This window comes from Bradyrhizobium sp. CCBAU 53415 (genome assembly GCF_028128735.1).
GTDB lineage: Bacteria > Pseudomonadota > Alphaproteobacteria > Rhizobiales > Xanthobacteraceae > Bradyrhizobium.
Window position 1 is genome coordinate 1,654,408 of sequence record NZ_LBJF01000027.1, and the last position, 19,833, is coordinate 1,674,240.

19 protein-coding genes are annotated in these 19,833 nt (G+C 64.6%); 10 read left to right on the forward strand and 9 right to left on the reverse strand.

All coding sequences use genetic code 11. The features are described 5' to 3' along the window. Positions 1 to 81 precede the first annotated feature (81 nt). The 6 genes from sufC to XH87_RS36055 all read left to right on the forward strand — a co-directional run bounded on the left by sufC (position 82) and on the right by XH87_RS36055 (position 4,840). On the forward strand, positions 82 to 831 hold the full coding sequence (sufC, locus tag XH87_RS36030; protein WP_035703745.1) for a Fe-S cluster assembly ATPase SufC: 750 nt from the start codon (positions 82 to 84) through the stop codon (positions 829 to 831). 12 nt (positions 832 to 843) lie between these two features. After that, the gene (sufD, locus tag XH87_RS36035) at positions 844 to 2,148 is read left to right on the forward strand and encodes a Fe-S cluster assembly protein SufD (RefSeq protein ID WP_271590848.1); all 1,305 of its coding nucleotides are present in this window, start codon (positions 844 to 846) and stop codon (positions 2,146 to 2,148) included. Next, positions 2,145 to 3,392 (forward strand): cysteine desulfurase, encoded by a 1,248-nt coding sequence (locus XH87_RS36040; RefSeq protein ID WP_271590849.1) that lies wholly within the window; start codon positions 2,145 to 2,147, stop codon positions 3,390 to 3,392. The genes sufD and XH87_RS36040 overlap by 4 nt, the downstream gene beginning before the upstream one ends. After that, entirely contained in the window at positions 3,389 to 3,760 is a 372-nt protein-coding gene (locus tag XH87_RS36045; protein WP_028177247.1) for an SUF system Fe-S cluster assembly protein, read from the forward strand. Before XH87_RS36040 ends, XH87_RS36045 begins: the two co-directional genes overlap by 4 nt. Positions 3,761 to 3,809: 49 nt before the next feature. Continuing rightward, the gene (locus tag XH87_RS36050; protein WP_271590850.1) at positions 3,810 to 4,223 is read left to right on the forward strand and encodes a HesB/IscA family protein; all 414 of its coding nucleotides are present in this window, start codon (positions 3,810 to 3,812) and stop codon (positions 4,221 to 4,223) included. A gap of 173 nt (positions 4,224 to 4,396) precedes the next feature. After that, a complete protein-coding gene (locus tag XH87_RS36055; protein WP_035703712.1) occupies positions 4,397 to 4,840 on the forward strand; it encodes a TfoX/Sxy family protein in 444 nt (147 codons plus the stop codon). Between the two features lie 3 nt (positions 4,841 to 4,843). Here XH87_RS36055 and fabA read toward each other — a convergent pair whose 3' ends face one another. The 4 genes from fabA to XH87_RS36075 all read right to left on the reverse strand — a co-directional run bounded on the left by fabA (position 4,844) and on the right by XH87_RS36075 (position 9,478). Beyond that, a complete protein-coding gene (gene fabA / locus XH87_RS36060; protein WP_158671099.1) occupies positions 4,844 to 5,374 on the reverse strand; it encodes a bifunctional 3-hydroxydecanoyl-ACP dehydratase/trans-2-decenoyl-ACP isomerase in 531 nt (176 codons plus the stop codon). A 91-nt stretch (positions 5,375 to 5,465) separates the two neighbouring features. Beyond that, positions 5,466 to 6,533, reverse strand: a complete 1,068-nt coding sequence (locus XH87_RS36065) for a GGDEF domain-containing protein (protein ID WP_035703709.1) — start codon at positions 6,531 to 6,533, stop codon at positions 5,466 to 5,468. A gap of 165 nt (positions 6,534 to 6,698) precedes the next feature. Next, the gene (locus XH87_RS36070) at positions 6,699 to 8,216 is read right to left on the reverse strand and encodes a DEAD/DEAH box helicase (RefSeq protein WP_271590851.1); all 1,518 of its coding nucleotides are present in this window, start codon (positions 8,214 to 8,216) and stop codon (positions 6,699 to 6,701) included. Positions 8,217 to 8,515: 299 nt separating this feature from the next. Further along, entirely contained in the window at positions 8,516 to 9,478 is a 963-nt protein-coding gene (locus tag XH87_RS36075) for a helix-turn-helix transcriptional regulator (protein ID WP_271590852.1), read from the reverse strand. A gap of 199 nt (positions 9,479 to 9,677) precedes the next feature. Between XH87_RS36075 and XH87_RS36080 the strand changes: the two genes are divergently transcribed. From XH87_RS36080 to XH87_RS36095, 4 genes are all read left to right on the forward strand, one after another. Then, on the forward strand, positions 9,678 to 11,192 hold the full coding sequence (locus XH87_RS36080; RefSeq protein ID WP_271590853.1) for a caspase family protein: 1,515 nt from the start codon (positions 9,678 to 9,680) through the stop codon (positions 11,190 to 11,192). Positions 11,193 to 11,277: 85 nt separating this feature from the next. Continuing rightward, the gene (locus XH87_RS36085) at positions 11,278 to 11,688 is read left to right on the forward strand and encodes a hypothetical protein (RefSeq protein ID WP_158669968.1); all 411 of its coding nucleotides are present in this window, start codon (positions 11,278 to 11,280) and stop codon (positions 11,686 to 11,688) included. Between the two features lie 180 nt (positions 11,689 to 11,868). Next, positions 11,869 to 13,116 carry an FAD-dependent oxidoreductase gene (locus tag XH87_RS36090; RefSeq protein WP_271590854.1) on the forward strand — a complete coding sequence of 416 codons (1,248 nt, stop codon included), beginning with the start codon at positions 11,869 to 11,871 and terminating at the stop codon, positions 13,114 to 13,116. A 180-nt stretch (positions 13,117 to 13,296) separates the two neighbouring features. Beyond that, positions 13,297 to 14,064 carry an outer membrane protein gene (locus tag XH87_RS36095; RefSeq protein WP_035703700.1) on the forward strand — a complete coding sequence of 256 codons (768 nt, stop codon included), beginning with the start codon at positions 13,297 to 13,299 and terminating at the stop codon, positions 14,062 to 14,064. A gap of 96 nt (positions 14,065 to 14,160) precedes the next feature. Here XH87_RS36095 and XH87_RS36100 read toward each other — a convergent pair whose 3' ends face one another. The 5 genes from XH87_RS36100 to parE form a co-directional block, all read right to left on the reverse strand. Continuing rightward, entirely contained in the window at positions 14,161 to 14,931 is a 771-nt protein-coding gene (locus XH87_RS36100) for an SDR family NAD(P)-dependent oxidoreductase (protein ID WP_271590855.1), read from the reverse strand. Between the two features lie 32 nt (positions 14,932 to 14,963). Continuing rightward, complete coding sequence (locus XH87_RS36105) at positions 14,964 to 15,149, reverse strand: hypothetical protein (RefSeq protein WP_271590856.1); 186 nt, start codon at positions 15,147 to 15,149, stop codon at positions 14,964 to 14,966. Positions 15,150 to 15,457: 308 nt separating this feature from the next. After that, positions 15,458 to 16,243: an outer membrane protein gene (locus XH87_RS36110; protein WP_271590857.1), complete on the reverse strand. Its 786-nt coding sequence runs from the start codon at positions 16,241 to 16,243 to the stop codon at positions 15,458 to 15,460. Positions 16,244 to 16,658: 415 nt separating this feature from the next. After that, complete coding sequence (locus tag XH87_RS36115; RefSeq protein ID WP_271590858.1) at positions 16,659 to 17,423, reverse strand: outer membrane protein; 765 nt, start codon at positions 17,421 to 17,423, stop codon at positions 16,659 to 16,661. Between the two features lie 306 nt (positions 17,424 to 17,729). Beyond that, positions 17,730 to 19,772: a DNA topoisomerase IV subunit B gene (gene parE / locus XH87_RS36120; RefSeq protein WP_271590859.1), complete on the reverse strand. Its 2,043-nt coding sequence runs from the start codon at positions 19,770 to 19,772 to the stop codon at positions 17,730 to 17,732. Positions 19,773 to 19,833: the final 61 nt, after the last annotated feature.

The window sequence follows — 19,833 nt, forward strand, 5'->3', positions numbered from 1 at the left end:
TACCGGAAAGATTGGTGGCCTCAATCCTTCGAGACGCGCCTGCGGCGCTCCTCAGGATGAGGAGATAGATGGAAAAAAATGATGGCTTTGCTTGAAGTGAAAGACCTCAAGGTTCGTGTCGAGGAGCGCGAGATCCTCCATGGGCTGACGCTGACCGTGAACGAGGGCGAGGTGCACGCGATCATGGGGCCGAACGGCTCCGGCAAGTCGACGCTCTCCCACGTCATTGCCGGCAAGCCCGGCTACGAAGTCACCGACGGCCAGATCCTGTTCAAGGGCGAGGACCTGCTGGAGATGGCGCCGGAGGAGCGCGCCGCGAAGGGCGTGTTCCTGGCGTTCCAATATCCGGTCGAGATTCCCGGCGTCGCCACCATGAACTTCCTGCGCACCGCGCTGAACGCGCAGCGCAAGGCGCGCGGCGAGGATGAATATTCGACGCCGGACTTCCTCAAGAAGGTCCGCGAGGTCTCGAAGTCGCTGAACATCCCGCAGGACATGCTCAAGCGCGGCGTCAATGTCGGATTCTCCGGCGGCGAGAAGAAGCGCAACGAGGTGCTGCAGATGGCGCTGTTCGAGCCGAGCCTGTGCATCCTCGACGAGATGGATTCCGGCCTCGACATCGACGCGCTGCGCATCGCGGCCGACGGCGTCAACGCGCTGCGCTCGCCCAAGCGAGCGATGGTCGTCATCACCCACTATCAGCGGCTGCTGAACTACATCGTTCCCGACGTCGTGCACGTGATGTCGAGAGGCCGCGTCGTGAAGAGCGGCGGCAAGGAGCTGGCGCTGGAGCTGGAAGCCTCCGGCTACGCCCAGTTCGAGGCCGCGTAAGGATTGGTTGCAATGAACGTTGCTGTGGCAAAGACCGGGAACGGCCGTGCGGTGAGCGATCTCTTCGCCAGCGCCGAAGGCCGCTTGCCGGGGTCGCCGGCCGTGATCGCGGCGCGCCGCGAGGCGTTCGAGACCTATGAGCGTCTCGGCCTGCCGCACCGCCGGATCGAGGAATGGAAATACACCGACCTGCGCGCGCTCGTCGGCGAGGTGCTGCCGCTGGCAGCCGCGCCCGATGCGGCCGCGCTGAAGCGCGGTGCGGAAGCGGTCAAGGCGCACGCAATCGCGGGCGCCCGCAAGCTGGTGCTGGTCGACGGCGTCTTCGCGGCCGACTTGTCCGACGTGAAGGCGCTTGTCGCCGAGGCAGGCTTCGAGACCCTGCGGGAGACGCTGGAGAAGGATGCCGGTCTGCTGAAGACCGCGTCCACAGACGCCGTGATCGCGCTGAACTCGGCGCTGGCGACCGACGGCGTGGTGCTGTCGATCGCGGAGGGTGCGCAGCTCCCTGCGCCGATCCAGATCATCCATGTGGCGACCGCTGCTTCGGCATCGGCCTTCACCCGCTCGCAGATCGCGATCGCGAAGGGCGCCCGCGCCACCATCATCGAGAGTTTCGTCGCGGCCGGCGCCAAGGCCTACCAGGCCAACGATGCCGTCATCATCTCGGTCGGCGATGACACCGACGTCGCCTATATCCGTCTGATGGACGATGCGCCCGATGCGGTGAACATCACCTCGCAGTTCGTCACCGTCGGCGCCAACACGAGGCTCAACTTCTTCAACATGACCAGCGGCGCCGCGGTCAGCCGCTTGCAGGGTTTCATCACGCTGGCGGGCGAGGGCAGCGAGCTCTGCATCAACGGCGTGAACTTGTTGAAGAAGACGGAGCACGGCGACACCACGCTGGTGGTCGACCATGCCGTTCCGAACTGCGTCAGCCGCGAGATCTTCCGCGCCGTGATCGACGACCGCGCCCATTCGGTGTTCCAGGGTCGCATCATCGTTCGTCCCGACGCGCAGAAGACCGACGGCAAGATGATGACCCGGGCGCTGCTGCTGTCGGACGAAGCCGAGGCGGACAACAAGCCCGAGCTCGAGATCTTCGCCGACGACGTTTCCTGCGGCCACGGCGCCACCGCCGGCGCGCTGGACGACAGCCTGCTGTTCTATCTCAAGGCGCGCGGCCTGCCGGAGAAGCAGGCCCAGGCGCTGCTGATCCAGGCTTTCGTTGGCGAGGCGATCGAGCAGATCGCCGACGACGGCTTGCGCGAGCACGTCATCGGCATGGCCGAGCGCTGGCTGGAGCGGCGGTCATGAGCACGCATCCGGCCGTCAAGAACGGCGCCTACGACGTTGCGCGCGTGCGCCAGGATTTCCCGGCGCTCGCCTTGCAGGTCTACGGCAAGAAGCTGGTCTATCTCGACAATGCCGCTTCGGCCCAGAAGCCGCAGTCCGTGCTTGATCGCATGACGCAGGTCTATACGAGCGAATACGCCAATGTGCATCGCGGTCTGCACTACCTCGCCAACGCCGCGACCGAAGCCTATGAGGGCGGCCGCGCCAAGGTCGCGCAGTTCATCAACGCGCCCCGCACCGAAGAAGTGATCTTCACCCGCAACGCGACCGAGGCGATCAACCTGGTCGCTTCGTCCTGGGGCGGGCCGAACATCGGGGAAGGCGACGAGATCGTCATCTCGATCATGGAGCACCATTCCAACATCGTGCCCTGGCATTTCCTCAGGGAGCGCCAGGGTGCGGTGATCAAATGGGCTCCGGTCGATGGCGAGGGCAATTTCCTCATCGACGAATTCGAGAAGCTGTTGACGCCGAAGACCAAGCTGGTCGCGATCACGCAGATGTCGAATGCGCTCGGCACCATCGTGCCGGTCAAGGATGTCGTCAGAATCGCCCATGCCCGCGGCATTCCGGTGCTGGTCGACGGCAGCCAGGGCGCGGTGCATCTGCCGGTCGACGTCCACGACATCGGCTGCGACTTCTACGTCTTCACCGGCCACAAGGTCTATGGTCCTACGGGCATCGGCGTGCTCTGGGCCAAGTACGACCACCTCGTCGCGATGCGCCCCTTCAACGGCGGCGGCGAGATGATCCGCGAAGTCTCGCGCGATGTCGTTACTTATGGCGATCCCCCGCACAAATTCGAGGCGGGCACGCCCGCGATCGTCGAGGCCGTCGGACTCGGCGCCGCCATCGACTATGTCAATTCGATCGGCAAGGAGCGCATCGCCGCCCACGAGCACGATCTCACCACCTATGCCCAGGAGCGCCTGCGCGAGATCAACTCGCTGCGGCTGATCGGCACGGCGCGGGGCAAGGGCCCGGTGATCTCCTTCGAGCTGAGGGGCGCGCATGCCCATGATGTCGCCACCGTGATCGACCGCCAGGGCATCGCGGTGCGCGCCGGCACCCATTGCGTGATGCCGCTTTTAGAGCGGTTCAACGTGAACGCCACCTGCCGCGCGTCGTTCGGCATGTATAATACGCGGGAAGAAGTCGATCATCTGGCACAGGCGCTTCTCAAGGCGCGGGATTTGTTCGCATGAGTGACACGGCCGAAATCAAAGCCAATCCGATGGAGACCCATTCGGCGCTGCCGCCGGAGGAGACCGAGCGTCTGACCACCGAGATCATCGCCGGGCTCAAGACTGTGTTCGATCCGGAAATCCCGGCCGACATCTACGAGCTCGGCCTGATCTACAAGGTCGAGATCAAGGACGACCGCTCGGTCGACGTGCTGATGACGCTGACGACGCCGAACTGTCCGGCCGCAGGCGAACTGCCGACCATGGTCGAGAACGCGGTCGCCAGCGTCCCCGGCGTCGGCGTGGTCGACGTCAAGGTCGTCTGGGAGCCGCCGTGGTCGCCCGAGCGCATGAGCGACGAGGCGCGCCTCGTGCTCAACATGTGGTGACAGCCTCTGCCCGCATTGAATTCGCTCGGCAACGGACCACATAAATAACATGACCCAGATTTCGTCAGGCTCGACACCAGCATCCTCCACTCCGAAGCCGCGGCGGCCGCGCCCGCAGGTGATGCGGCTGACGGATGCCGCTGCCCAGCGTATCACTGAGCTGACCCAGCGGGCAGACTCCGAGATCGTGGGCCTGCGAGTCGGTGTGAAGAACGGTGGCTGCGCCGGCCAGTCCTACACGGTCGAATACGCCCACGAGATCCGCCCGACCGACGAGGTCGTCGAGGACAAGGGCGTCAAGATCCTGGTCGATCCCAAGGCCGTGCTGTTCCTGCTCGGCACCGAGATGGACTACAAGGCCGACAAGATGCAGGCCCAGTTCGTCTTCAACAATCCCAACCAGATCTCCGCCTGCGGCTGCGGCGAATCGGTCGAGCTGCGGCCAGCCAAGATCGACGGGTAAGCCAGGCTCGCGCCAATCATGCTGTCGTCGTCCGGCGAACGCCGGGACCCGTACCGCCTGATCTCTCGGTGACGAGCATCACCACTGGCACGACTGGCAGTCTTCGCTAAGCTCCTCCCTGTGGCTATGGATCCCCGCGTTCGCGGGGACGACGCTGGCGAGAGAGTTGGGCGATGGACCGCGAATTCCTGATCGACCTGTTTGCCGATTTCGGCCCGGTCACCATCCGCAAGATGTTCTCCGGCTACGGCATCTCCGCCGACGGCGTCAATTTCGCGCTGTCCTTGCGCGCGGGCCTGTTCTTCCGTGCCGACGAGGTGACCATCCCGGAGTTTGAGGCCGAGGGCTCGAAGCCCTTTCAATATTCCACCCGCGCCAAGATCGTGACGGTGAACTCCTACTGGGAACTGCCTGCACGACTGTTCGACGATTCCGCAGAGCTTGCACAATGGGCGCGAGGGGCGCTCGCCGCGGCGCAGCGCGCCAAGGTAAGGAAGCGGCCGAAGGCGAAGAAGGCGGCGAGCAAACCCGCGAAGAAGGCTGCCAAGCCTGCGAAAGCGCCGAAAAGCGTGATCAGGAAGCGTTCGGATCGAAAGCGCGCCAAGCGAAAGGCGTGACCTTCAATCCACGGCCTTGGTCAGGCCGACCCTCATGTCCTTGGCCGTGAAAACACAGGTGCCGTCGGCAAGCACCCGGCCATCGGCAATTCCGAGCACCAGCTTGCCGCGCCGGACCATGCGCATCGCGACCTCGTAACGCACACGTTTCGTGTCGGGCGCAATGGTTCCCGTGCACTCCACCTCGCCGACGCCGATGGCGCGGCCCTTGCCCGGCGAGCCGGACCAGCCGAGCCAGTAGCCGATCATCTGCCACATGGCGTCGAGGCCCAAGGAGGCCGGCATGATCGGGTCGCCTCGATAGTGGCATTGGAAGAACCAATGGCTTGGCGCGATGTCCAGCTCGCCGACGATATGGCCCTTGCCGTATGCGCCACCGTCCATGCTGATCTCGGTGATGCGATCCATCATCAGCATCGGCGGTGCCGGCAATTGCGCATTGCCCGGGCCGAAATAGCCGCCTTCGCTCGATCGCAGCAGCTCGTCCCTGGTGTAGGACGGTTGCGGCATGTGGAAATCGTGAGGATTGGACAAGGCGATACGTCCTCGATGCTCGCGGTCAGGTGCCACGGCGGCGGGGAAGATGCCGGTCGTCAGTCCGGAAAGTCAAGCGCGGACGGGGTGCTTACGCCACTCGGCTATGCGTCTCGACCGCGTATTCCGGATCGGCTTCGCAGATCACGCGGTTGCGGCCGTTGCGCTTGGCGGCGTAGAGGCAGGCATCCGCGCGCTCGATCAGCGCGTCGGTGTCGTCGCCCTCCTTGAGCATGGAGACGCCGACGGAGATGGTGACGCGGCCGAGGATCTCGCCGGTCGATTTCTTCTTCAATTCTTTCGCCATCACGGCGCGGCGGATATGGTCGGCCACCGTGAGGGCCTGGCGTAGCGCGGTGTTGGGCAGCACGACCGCGAATTCCTCGCCGCCATAGCGCGCGGTGATATCCTGGCCCTTGATGGTCTGCTTCAGCGACAGGCCGACGAGCCGCAGCACCTGGTCGCCGGTGAGATGGCCGTAGGAATCGTTGAACGACTTGAAGTGATCGATGTCGAACAGCAGCAGCGACAGCGGCTCGCCCGAGGCGAGCGCGCTCTGCACGGCCATGCCGATCATGCGGTCGAAATATTTGCGGTTGCCGAGGCCGGTGAGCGGGTCGGTCAGACTCTCGGCGCGGATCGCTTCCAGGCTCTGCTGGAGATTGCTGATCTCATTCTTCGACAGCGTCAGCCGGTCTTCCAGCGCCTTGTTGGTCTGGCGCATCTCGCCGGTCGAGCGCAGCAGCGCCTCGACGATCGCCTTGACCTGGTCACGGCCCTTGGCCGACGACAGTTTCTCGGCCGCGCCCGACAGGCTTGCGTCGTAGGCGCCGGTCATGCCGAGCGCGTCGCCCAGGATCTTCATCACGTCGTCGATCTCGCCGATGACGCGCGCGCCGACCTTGTCGATGCGGTCGGTGGTCTTGATATGGGAGAGATAGGTCTCGTAGATCTGCTCGAGATCGGCTTCGGTCAGCTTGCCGCTGCGCGCCAGCGTCTCGTTGATGATCTTGTTGAGCGGCGCGTTGTAGCCGGTGGCATAGACGTACCAGATCTCGTAGTTGCGGGGAATTGCCGTCTGCCGAAGCGATCGGATCTGGCCGAGCGCCACCTCGGCGAACGCCATCGTGCGTTCGTGTTCATCAAGCACCTTGATCACAGAACATACCCCACAGCGGTCGGTGCGCCCCCGACCGCAGCAATGCTTAAATTATGTTTGTAGGCTAACGGACGATCGTGAACGCCCCGTAAATATACGTTCACGAATGCGTCTAATAAAGTGTGCGGCGGGTTTGCTCAACCGAAATCTGGAGCGCGTCGCGCTTCAGGCGCCGGCAGGGGAGCGTACCGGCCGCAGCAGAAACGCCGGCAGGTGCGAGTGATCGCCCGGCTCGGTGTCGACCTCGCGCTGGCGGCGCGGCTCGGGACGGCCGATCGAGGGTACATGCGAGGTGTTGGCCTGCTGGCGCGCCGCCTGACGTGGCTCCGCCCGACGCTTGTCGTCGGACCGATGCCTTGATTCGGCGGGCTGTCGCGCCTCCGAAGAAGGCCTTGATTCGGAGGCATGTCTTGCCTCGCCCCGCGCCTCGCGCGGCTCGTGGCTGCGCTCACGGTCGCGGCCGCGCTGCGGCTTGCCGCGTCCGCCGCCGCGTGAACGTTCACGGCCGCGCTGCTCGCGCGGACGCTCGCTCGCCTCGGAAGACTCGACCGGGACTTCGTAATCGCCTTCGGCGCGCGGAATGCTCTGGCCAATCAGCTTTTCGATCGCCGCCATCGACTTCTGGTCGAGCGGTGTCACGATCGAGATCGCGGTGCCGGTTCGCCCGGCGCGGCCGGTGCGGCCGATGCGGTGGACGTAGTCGTCGGCGTGATGGGGAACGTCGAAATTGAAGACGTGGCTGACCTCGGGAATGTCGAGGCCGCGGGCGGCGACGTCGGAGGCGACGAGCAGTGGCAGCTCACCCTTGCGGAACTGGTCGAGCGCGGCCATGCGGGCCGGCTGGTCCATGTCGCCGTGCAGCGCGCCGACGCTGAAGCCATGCTTCTGAAGCGATTTGTGAACGATCGCGACCTCGCGCTTGCGATTGCAGAAGATGATCGCGTTCTTGAGGTCCTTGGCTTCGCGCAGAAGGCGGCGAAGCAGCTCGCGCTTCTCGTGCGCCTCGCGTCCGGCAGGCACCTGGGCTTGCGTGACAGTGACGGCGGTGGTGGCTGGCCTGGAGACCTCGACCTTTTGCGGATTGTGCAGGAAGGCTTCGGTGATGCGCCGGATTTCCGGCGGCATGGTCGCGGTGAAGAACAGGGTTTGCCGCGTGAACGGGACGAGCTTGCAGATGCGCTCGATGTCAGGAATGAAGCCCATGTCCAGCATGCGGTCGGCTTCGTCGATGACGAGCAGCTCGACGCCGGTGAGCAAGAGGCCACCGCGCTCGGTGTGGTCGAGCAGGCGGCCGGGGGTGGCGATCAGCACGTCGACGCCGCGCATCAGCTTGGCATCCTGGTCGCCGAACGAGACGCCGCCGATCAGCAGGGCGACGTTGAGTTTCTGGCCGGCGCCATAGCGGTCGAAGTTTTCCTTCACCTGGGCCGCAAGCTCGCGGGTCGGTTCGAGGATCAGCGTGCGCGGCATGCGCGCCCGGGCTCGACCCTTCTCGAGGATGGTGAGCATCGGCAGCACGAAGGCCGCGGTCTTGCCGGTGCCGGTCTGGGCGATGCCGAGCACGTCCTTGCGTGCGAGGACGTGGGGGATCGCCTGTTCCTGGATGGGGGTGGGGTTGGTGTAACCGGTGGCCGCCACTGCGGCGAGGACTTTTTCGGACAGTCCGAGATTTGAAAAGGACATTGAGCCTCTGGTCGAAACCGCCGTTCGGAATCGAGGGTAATAAGGCTGTCGCGCTCCACCCCGAAACGGCGCGCTCTCTAGGAAGCTGGGGGTGCTGACTCACGCGAACAAAGCGCAAGGCTCAAGAATCGCTCTTCGATCTGAGCCGCGTCGCCCCGGAACATAGGGAGGAATTGGCCAAAGTCAATGGAGCGGACGCGGGAAGGCCCTAAAAAACCTGAGGTTTTTGCCCAAATCGCGGGCGCGGCTCGACTTTTCCGCCCAGCCTCGTCACCCGACCCGATCCGCCAAGACGTCGCCTAGCCCCCATCCGAGCCCTTGGCCCGGAAGTCGCCGGGGGCCATGCCATAGGCGGCGTTGAAGACCCGGTAATAGGTCGCGAGACTCTCGAAGCCGCAGGCGGTCGCGACGTCGGCGATCAGCCGGTCCGGCGCTTCGCGCATCAGGCGGCGGCTCTGTTTCAGACGCTCGTCGGTCACGGTCTGCGAGAAGCTCTTCTCTGCCGTCTCGAACAGCATGTGCAGGTGACGCACGGACACGCCGAGTTGGTCGGCCACCATCGTCGGCACCAAGTCCGGGTTTTGCAGGTGGCGCACGATCAGGCGCCGGGCCTGCGAGAGGCGGGCGGTCCGCAGCGCAGCCTGTCCGCGCCGGCTGCCGGGCCGCACGATGCCGCGCTCGATCAGCGCCAGATGGGCCAAAGCCTGAACCAGGGAGGTCGCATCGGCGGTGGCATCATCCGCGGCGGCCTCGCCGAGATCGGCAAAGCAGGCAGCGAGCAGCGGCGCCAGCGCCGGATCGTTGAATGTCCGCGGCGCAAGCTCGCGCATGCGCTTGTCCTGCGCCGGGATGCTGCTTACGGGAATCTTCAGGATCCGCAGGTGGAAGCCTCCGGCGCCGAGCGGCGCGGTGCGGTAGGGCAGATCTGTATGGCTGGTGGCGAAGCTGCCGCTCCCGATTGAAAAGTCGCTTGCGCGCATGCCGCCGAACCAGCCGCCGCTGCCGAGCTGCTGGTAGACGCAGATGCTGTCGCCCGGCGCGTAGGCGATGTCCGAGTTGCTGCGCTCGACCGCGTAGGGCGAGGCCTTCAGCTCGACGAGGCCGGCGCCGCCAAGCTGGCGCAGCGAGAATTCGCCGAAGAAGTCCGCGCGCCGTTCGCGCTCGAGCTCGGCGGTGACGCCGAACAACCCCTTGGCGCGCACCTCGCGCCAATAGTCGAAGCGGTCGCGCGGCTCTACCTCGTCTGTACACCAGCGAAACACGGCTGCCCCTCGTTTCCGGTGAAATTGTCCAAGAAGAAACAGATTCCAACGCAATCTGCCATAGCCAGATCGTGGAATCGGAGCCGAGCCCCCTTGAACCGTCGTTGCGTCTGGGCCGACTATCACACAGCGGCAGGGGAGCCCATGGACCGCGTTCGAAGGAACCGGCGTAGGGCCGTTCGGCAACGGGAAATTTGCGATGACGCGTCGGTTTTTCGGAATTCTGGCGGCCCTTGGGCTCGCGGCGAGCCTGAGCGGCTTCGCAGCTCCCGCCTATGCCGACAAACGCGTCGCGCTCGTCGTCGGCAACAATGAATACAGGAACGTCCCGAAGCTGCTCAAGGCGGTCAACGACGCTCGCACCATGGGTGACACGCTGAAGCAGCTCGGCTTCTCGGTGATGGTCGCGGAGAACCAGAGCCGGCAGCAATTCTCCGAGACGCTGCTTGCGTTCGACAAGGCAATCGAGCCGGGCGACACCGCGTTCTTCTTCTATGCCGGCCACGGCTTCGAGATCGCCGGCCAGAATTATTTGCTGCCGACCGACGTGCCGGCGGCGACGGAAGGACAGGAAGAGCTGGTGCGCGACGCCTCGATCCTGGCCGACCGTATCGTCGAGCGCTTGCAGAACAAGAAGGCGCGGACCTCGATCCTGGTGTTCGACGCCTGCCGCAACAACCCGTTCGAGCGCAAGGGGACCCGCGCAGTCGCCGGCGGCGGCGGGCTCGCGCCGATGACGCAACTGCCCGAAGGCGTGTTCTCGGTGTTCTCGGCGGGTCCCCGCCAGACCGCGCTCGATCGTCTGTCCAATGATGACACCAATCCGAATTCGGTGTTCACGCGCGCTTTCGCCAAGGAGCTGCTCCAGCCCGGCGAGAACCTCGTGCAGGTTGCGCAGCGCACCCGCCGCCTGGTCAGCGAGATGGCCGACACCGTCAAGCACAGGCAGGTGCCGGTCTATTTCGACCAGATGGTCGACGACGTCTTCCTGAGCGGCACGGCGAAAGACGCCGCCGCGCGGCCGGCCGATCCGCCGCCGCAGAAGCTTGCGGCGCTGCCTCCGGTGTCGGTGCCACAATTGCCGAGGGAGGAGGCCGTCAACGCGCCGATCGCGAGCTTCTCGCGGCACAATGGCGGCTGGAGCGTGGTGTTCTCCTTCGCCGACCCGACGCTCGGCATTTCCTGGCGTATGGCCGGCAAGGGCGATTTCCGCGAGACCGGATTCATCGACACGCTCGATCCGCGCACGCGCAAGCGGATGCCGAACCCGTCGATCGAGCTGCCGCCGGATGCGCAGGCCGGCACCATCGAGGTCCGCTATGTCGATCAGGCCGGCGAGATGCGGGGGCCGTTCCCGATCAGGTTCGATCCCGAGGCCGCGCTGATCCGCGATCAGCGCAAGATCCTCGATATGACGTCGACGAGCTGGCTGTCGTTCCGCGAGTTCAACGGGCTGCTGCTCTATTACACGCACCTCGTATCCTATCGCTGCGCCATCCGCGAGGTACGCATCGGCATCGACACCGCCGTGCCCAACCAGGTGCTGAAGATGCCGCCTTGCGACACGCGCGATCCCAGCGCAATCACCGCCGGCATGCCGCTCTACATGAAGCTCGCGCCAAGCACGCAATCTGTCTCGGTGGAACTGACCTATCGCGACGGCAGCGTCTCGGAGATCAAGAGCTTCCGCAGCGCGAACCGCAGTAATAATTGAGGTCTTCGTTGGCCGCGGCGCAATGAGCGGATGACGGAACATCTTCCGGTGACCTGGATTGTCTGCCAAACCAGGGAGACGATCCATGATCCGCAAATCAATCCTCGTGACGATCGCTTGTGCTGCACTTTCGACGGCCGCCCTCGCGCAAGGTGGCGGCGGGGGAGGTGGTGCCGGCGGTGGTGCGGGGGGCGGTGCCAGTGCCGGCGCCGGCGGCGGATCCGCCACGAGCTCGGGTGCCGGAATGGGCACATCATCCAGCAGTGCCAACTCCGGGCCGTCGGCTCCGTCCGGAATGGGAACGCATGGCACCACCACGGGGGCCAACCTCAACACCAATAATGGCCAGGTCAATCCGAACGTTCAGCCCTCGACTCCGAACGGCAACACGCCGGCAGCAGCGCAGGCCGAGCGAAACATGGGCGTCGGTCATGCCGCCAACGGATTGCCGATCGGCAGCCCTGGCACCGGGACCAGCAATGAGGATCAGAAATAGCTGGTTCCGTTTCAGGCAAGGCCCGCCTTCTGGGGGCCTTTTTGTCGGCGGCTTGTTTGCCGCTGCAAGAACCGGCCAGGACGGGCTTTTGCCTGCAGATTGAGACTGCCTTCGGCCTGAATTGCGCTAGTATCGTCCGGCGGACCTTGATCGATACTCACATCGCGGATCGCGGCGGCAATGACATCCGACCAACAATCCGACGGGACCAAGAGAGTCCGCTGCTGCATCGTCGGCGGCGGGCCGGCCGGCATGATGCTCGGCTATCTCCTGGGGCGGGCCGGCATCGACGTCGTGGTGCTGGAGAAGCATGCCGATTTCTTCCGCGACTTCCGCGGCGACACCGTGCATCCCTCGACGCTTCAGGTGATGGACGAGCTCGGCCTGATCGACGGCTTCCTGAAGCTGCCGCACCAGCGCTTGCAGAAGATCGACGGCCTGTTCGGCGGCACGCCGGTGCGCATCGCCGACCTCAGCCGGCTCCATACGAAATATCCGTTCATCGCCTTCATGCCGCAATGGGATTTTCTGAATTTCCTGCGCGAGGCCGGCAAGCGCTTTGCCTCGCTCGAGGTCATGATGAGCGCGGAGGCGGTCGATCTGATCCGCCGCGGCGAGACGGTCGCCGGCGTGCGGGCGAAGACGCCTGACGGCTTCATCGACATCGAGGCCGATCTCACCATTGCCTGCGACGGTCGGCATTCGACGGTGCGGGAGCGCGCGGGCCTTGCGCTCGAGGAGATCGGCGCGCCGATGGACGTGCTCTGGTTTCGCGCCGGCCGCAGGGCGGACGAGACCGAGAGCGTGTTCGCGCGAGTCGAGCCCGGCAAGATGATGATCACCTTCAACCGCGGCGATTACTGGCAATGCGCCTATGTTATCGCCAAGGGACGGTATGATGCGGTGAAGGCGAGGGGATTGCAGGCGCTGCTCGACGACATCGTGCGCATGGCGCCGATCCTCCGATCCGGCATCACTGACGTGAAGAGCTTCGACGATATCAAGCTGCTCACCGTCGCGATCAACCGTCTGGAGCGCTGGACGCAGCCGGGCCTGCTCTGCATCGGCGACGCCGCGCATGCGATGTCGCCGGTCGGCGGCGTCGGTGTCAATCTCGCAGTGCAGGACGCGGTCGCGACTGCCAATCTGCTGGTGGACAAGCTGCAACATGGCTGCCCGTCCGAGGATGAGCTCGATGCCATCAGGCGTCGCCGCGAGTTTCCGGTGAAGATGACGCAAGCAATGCAGGTGATCGTCCAGAACAACATCATCAGCGGCGCCCTGCAAGGCGGCGACCGACCGCTGAAGGTGCCGCTGATCGTGCGCCTCATCACCGCGCTGCCGTGGCTTCAGGGCATTCCGGCGCGGCTGCTTGCGCTCGGCGTGCGTCCCGAGCATGTGCATTCGAGGGCCGCGCCGGGATCTTAGCGCAGGACTTCGGTAGGAATAACGCCGTGCTAAATCGCGAGCGGCGCGTTGCGCGCCTGCAACAGCGCCGGCGGATTCACAGGCCGACGCGGATTCATCTGCCACGTTAACCGTGTTGATTTCAATTTTAGTAAGAGCCGTCTGTGACCGTATGCCCATCAAAGGACACGGGGTTGTACCATGCGTAATAAATTGATTGCCGCCTTCGCCTGCACGACGGCGCTGGTTTCGACCGGCGCGGCTTCCGCCGCAGATCTCGGTGCGCGCTACACGAAGGCGCCCGCTTATGTCGAGCCGCTGTTCACCTGGACCGGCTTCTATGTCGGCGGCCATATCGGTGGCGCCTGGACCAACGAGCAGTTCACCAACAACGGGACCGGCGCGCCATTCGGCGATCTTTCGCCGGGCGACAGCTTCCGTCAGCGCAATTCGGGCATCATGGGCGGCGCCCAGATCGGCTACAACTGGCAGGCCAACAACTACGTGTTCGGCGTGGAAGGGACGATCTCCGGTCTCGACAACAAGGGTACGGTCGTCAACACCGTGTTTGGCGCCGGGGACGACGTGTTCTCCTGGCGTGCCAACGTGCTCGCGACCGTTGTCGGGCGCGCCGGCTTCGCCGTGCAGAACAACCTTTTCTATATCAAGGGCGGCTATGCCGGCGTGAACAACCGCCTCTCGGTCTCCGACACGGTCGGCGTGGCGACGGGTTCGGGCGAACAGACCCACTGGGCCAACGGCTGGACGGTCGGCGCCGGCTGGGAATACGGCGTCACCCGCAACTGGATCGTCGGCCTCGAATACAATTACGCGGCCTTCGGCAGCCAGACCTATCAGCTCGGCGGCACCTCCGGTAACTACACCTTCGATGCCAAGCCGCGCGACATCCAGTGGGCCGTGGTGCGCGCGAGCTACAAGTTCGACGCGCCGACCATCGCCCGCTACTGAGCACGTCGACGCAACGCGACCAACGATCAAAAAAAGCACTGCCAAAATTCAAAAGCCCCGGCCTGGTCCGGGGCTTTTTTTTGCGTGGCGCAGGTCTCAGGCCATCACCGAGAAGCCGCCATCGACGGGGATCGCGGTGCCCGTGACGAAGTTCGACGCGGGCGAGGCGAGGAAGACGGCGATGCCGGCGAAGTCGTCGATGTCGCCCCAGCGTCCCGCGGGCGTGCGCGCGAGCACGCGCTCGTGCAGGCCCGAGACCTGCTGCCGCGCGCCGCGGGTGAGATCGGTGTCGATCCAGCCCGGCAGGATGGCGTTGACCTGGATGTTGTCGGGCGCCCAGGCGTTGGCGCAGGCGCGGGTGTACTGCACGATGCCGCCCTTGCTCGCCGCATAGGCCGTCGCGAAGCTTGCACCGAAGATCGACATCATCGAGCCGATATTGATCACCTTGCCGTTGCCGGACGCCTTCAGCGCCGGATAGGCCAGTTTCGAGCACACGAAGGCGCTGGTGAGGTTGGTGTCGATCACCTTGTTCCACTCGTCGAGCTCGAGCTCGTGCGGCGGCTTGCGGATGCTCATGCCGGCATTGTTGACGAGGATGTCGATGCGGCCGAGTTCTCTGACGACGCGGTCGACCATGGCCGCGACCGCCGCCTTGTCGGTCACGTCGGTGGCGATGGCGATCGCCTTCACGCCGCGCTGGCTGAGATCGGCCACGGCGGCGGCGGACTTAGTCTCGTTGCGTCCGACCACGGCAATGTCGGCGCCGGCATCGGCAAGGCCGCGCGCCATGCCGAGCCCGATGCCGCCATTGCCTCCCGTGACCATCGCGACCTTGCCGCGGAGATCGAACCGGCTGGATGTCATGCTTTCAGTACCTTTTCTTGCCCTGGTTTCTTCTATTGGCTGCTCTGCCAGATCAGCACCAGCCCGAAGGCGGCGATGGCTGCGCCATAGCCGGCCCATTGCAGCTGGTTGACCATGAAGCTCGATCGCGGCCACGGAACGGTGCCCGTGCCCTGTCCGATCCAGAGCAGCCCGACGGCAGTCGCAAGCAGGCCTGCAACCAGCAGCAATCTCCGCATGGATTCCTCCCATCGGTCCGCTTCTGTCAGCGGCGCGGCGATGAAGGATCGGCGCGCTGCGAAAGCTTGAGCGCACACTAACCGTAGCTTCGGTTCGGATACAATGGCACCGGCGGCAAAGCCGCCGGCGGGGGAGGAAGCGTGTCCCTGGAAAGGCAATTCGCGGCTAGACGATCGGCAGTACCGATAGTCGGCGAGCGGAGCCCGGCTCGCCGTACAAGTCGATGCAGGCGAGCCTCGGCCGCTCGGCCCAAAAACGAAAAAGCCCCGGCGATGCCAGGGCTTTGACGTTTGATCGTGAGATCGGATCAGTACTTCGCGACGACCGGACCGGTCCAGTTGAAGCGGTAGACCAGCGAGGTCGAGATCGTCTGGTTCCAGCTGTTGGCGCGGATGCTGTTCACGCCGGTCGGCAGGCCCGTGGCATCGGAGATCTCATCCTGAGTCTTGGCATTGTAGAAGGCCGAACGGTACTCGGTCTTCATGAACCAGCCGGGCGAGGTGATGCCGAAGATGTTCAGGCTGTTCTCCACGCCGCCGCCGATGAACCAGCCGTGGCGATCGTAGCTGTTGAGGTGGCCGCCCACGGGCGTACCGCCCAGCGTGGTGAAATTGGTCTGTCCGAAGTGAGCGCCGGAGTAGCCGCCGTTGACGTAGGAGAGAACGTTCGGGGCGACCAGCCAGCCGAGGCGAACACCCGCGGCCCAGGAGGTTTCCAGCTTCTGGTTGCCAGTGATGCCGAGGGTCGGATCCTGGATGGTGGCGCGGATGCTGCCGAACTGACCGTCGGCGAACACACCAGCGACCCAGGTGCCGCTGAACTGCCAGTCGTAACCGGCGCCGACGGTGCCGAACCAGCCCGAACCGCCCTGGCGCTGGGTGATCGTCAGCGGGGTGCCCGTGGTGGTGTCGACAACGCTTTGGTCGGCATTCGAGAGGCCGCCGCCGCCACCGCCGAACACGTAGAAGCCGGTCCAGTTCGCGACGGGCGCGGGCATCGGAGCCTTCACGTAGGGACGGGCCGCAAGGTCGGCCGCCGAGGCCGAACCGGTCATCGCCGCAACCGCCGTCAGAGCGAGCAAAGTCTTCTTCATGTCAAAATCCCCAACCTTGGTCCGGCGCAGCAGGCGCGAGCGCACTGAATTCGTGTCATCTGATGACCCGAACTATAGACGGTTCTTGCCGAAATGCTGTTGCCGGGCAGGCACAGTCGCTGGAAAACGCCGGTGCTTGGGTATTTGAGGCGCGATTGCTCGTAGTCAGAAAAGATTAGAAATTTCAATGAGTTGTAGGAGTTTGAGGGTTTCAATCTGAGGTAACATCTCGTTAGCAAATCGGCGCTGTCCGAAAGGGATGCAATCCTGCCTCGGCTTTTGAGCTCCCGGGTCGATGGCTGAGTCGCCCGGTCCGAACGCGAATCGAGCCATCCGGGCGGGGCCGATTTCGTGGTGGACCAAAAAGCAAAAAGCCCCGGCCGAGGCCGGGGCTGGTGTTCGAAGCAGCGGCGGCTCAGTACTTCGCCATCACTGGACCACCGAACTTGTAGCTGACGCGGCCCAGCACGGACCAGGCATCGAATTTGGTGCTGTGATTGCTGAACACCCCCGCCAAAGCGTTGGTTGCGAGGACCCGGCTCTCCTGCAAACCGCCGCAACAATTGCCGAAATCATAGTAGTTGCCTTCGACACCGACGATCCAGTTCGGCGTAGCCATCCACTCCAATCCGCCGCCCACCGTCCAACCAACGCGAGTTTCGCTGCGCTCGTTGTAGTCGAACGTATCCTCGATCCTCGTCCACAGATCGGCGAAAGCGACACCGCCCTTGACATAGAAGAGCACCGGGCCGCTGGTCACACCGAGACGCGGCGTCACAGTCGCCATCCAACGCATCTTGGCGTGGAAAGTATCGCTTGCCGGGAAGAACGGGCTGATCGCATTGGTGCTGATGTCCGTGTAGGAACCGGATCCCTCGATGCCGAGCACGAACTTGTCGATCTGCCAGTTGTAGCCGGCATGGCCACCAACCATGAAACCATCTGCCTTCAGACCGAAGCTCTGACCCGGCAGCGTATTGTAATGACCGACGCCGACGAAGTCGAAGCGCGGATCGGATTCGATCCAGCCGCCGTGCACACCGAGATAGAATCCGCTCCAGTTGTAAGCGGCCACCACAGGTGGAGGAGCCTTCGTATAGGGTCGCGCTGCGAGATCAGCGGCAGAGGCACCGGCCGTGCCGAGCAGGAGCGCCAGAAGCGATAAACCTAGCTTTCTCATTTTCAATCACTCCGATGAAGAATGAATGGAAAATAGCGTAGGCCCGCGCAGGACGGCTGTAGTCTTGACGACACATTGGGTTGTGAATGGCTGTTCTTGCGCCCTCGAAGGGCGTGCCACATTGTCGCAATTCGGTTCCCGCTGACGTCGGCAGCAGAGTAGTGTCGCAAGCGTCCAAGCTGGGCATTTCAACGCGCGAAGAATCGCGAGATTCGAGTGTGGGCGCGAACCGTCTCACTGTCGATGTCAGAACGCGAAAGGCCCCGGCGAATTGTCCGGGGCCGGTGCGGGATTGCGGTCAATGCCTCAGACGTCCAGCAGCTCTTCGCTGGCAAATTCGGCCTTGTCCGAGATGAAGGCGAAGCGCGCCTCGGCCCTGGTGCCCATCAGGCGCTCCACGGAATCGGCGGTGGTGTCGCGATCGTCGGCGAGCAGCACCACCTTGAGCAGCGTGCGCTTGCCCGGATCCATGGTGGTTTCCTTGAGCTGCGCCGGCATCATCTCGCCGAGGCCTTTGAAGCGGTTCACCTCGACCTTGGCGTTGGCGTTGAACGCGCTCTTGATCAGCTCTTCCTTGTGCTTGTCGTCGCGCGCGTACACCGACTTCGTGCCGTGCGTCAGCTTGTAGAGCGGCGGCACCGCGAGGAAGAGGTGGCCCTGGTCAATCAAGGGCCGCATCTGCCGGTAGAAGAATGTGATCAGGAGCGATGCGATGTGGGCGCCGTCGACGTCGGCGTCGGTCATGATGATGATGCGCTGGTAGCGCAGATCCTCTTCGCGGTAATGCGCGAGCTGGCCGCAGCCGATCGCCTGCACCAGATCGGAGAGCTGGGCGTTCGCCGTCAGCTTGTCCTTGCCGGCGGAGGCGACGTTGAGGATCTTGCCGCGCAGCGGCAGCACGGCCTGGGTCTTGCGGTCGCGCGCCTGCTTGGCACTGCCGCCGGCCGAGTCGCCCTCCACGATGAACAGCTCGGAGCCTTCGGTGCCGGCGTCGGTGCAGTCGGCGAGCTTGCCGGGCAGGCGCAGCTTCTTGCCGGCGGTCTTGCGCGCCGTCTCCTTCTCCTGGCGGCGGCGCAGCCGCTCCTCGGCGCGGTCGATGACGAAGTCGAGCAGCCGGTTGGCCATGTTCGGATTACCCGACAGCCAATGGTCGAACGGATCCTTCATCGCCTGCTCGACGATGCGCTGCGCTTCTGCGGTGGCGAGACGATCCTTGGTCTGGCCCTGGAATTCGGGCTCGCGCACGAACACCGAAAGCATTACGGCGGCTCCGACCATCACGTCTTCGGAGGTGACGGAGGCCGCGCGCTTGCCCTGGCCGACGCGCTCGGCGTGATCCTTCAGGCCGCGCAGCAATGCGCTGCGCAGGCCGGATTCATGGGTGCCGCCATCCGGCGTCGGCACGGTGTTGGTGTAGGAGGAGAGGAAGCCGTCCGCATCCGCGGTCCAGGCCACCGCCCATTCGCAGGCGCCGTGCGCGCCGTTGCGGCCCGATTTGCCGGAGAAGATGTCGGGATGCACCAGCGTGTCGGCGTGGATCGCCGCGGCGAGATAGTCCTTGAGGCCGCCGGGGAAGTGGAACGTCGCTTCCGGCGGCACGTCCTCGATGCCCTTGAGCAGCTCGGGCGCGCAATTCCAGCGAATCTCGACGCCGCCGAACAGATAGGCTTTCGAGCGCGTCATCTTGAACAGGCGCTGCGGCTTGAACGCGGCCTTAGGCCCAAAGATGTCGGTGTCGGGCTTGAAGCGCACGCGCGTGCCGCGGCGGTTGTTGACCTTGCCGAGGTCCTCGAGCTTGCCCTTCGGATGGCCGCGCTCGAACGACATGCGGTAGAGTTTCTGGCTGCGCGCGACCTCGACCTCGAGACGCGAGGAGAGGGCGTTCACCACGGAGATGCCGACGCCGTGCAGACCGCCCGAGGTCTCGTAGACCTTGCTGTCGAACTTGCCGCCCGAATGCAGCGTGCACATGATGACTTCGAGCGCCGACTTCTTCGGGAACTTCGGATGAGGATCGATCGGGATGCCGCGGCCGTTGTCGGTCACGGTCAGGAACCCGTCAGCGCTCAGATCGACTTCGATGAAGGTCGCGTGCCCGGCCAGCGCTTCGTCCATCGAGTTGTCGATGACTTCGGCGAACAGGTGATGCAGCGCCTTCTCGTCGGTGCCGCCGATATACATGCCGGGCCGGCGCCGCACCGGTTCCAGGCCTTCGAGCACCTCGATGTCGGCCGCGGTGTAGTCGGCTTCGCCGCCGCTCGCGCGCGGCGCCGCCTTGGCGGCGCGGGGTTTCGGCTCGTCGCCGCCGAAAAAGTCGTCTTTTGCTTTGGGCTTCAACTGCTTGGACATATATCTTGATGCGTTTTGAGGGCCGCATGAGCGGCGAATCGGTTAGGCCGACTATGCCACT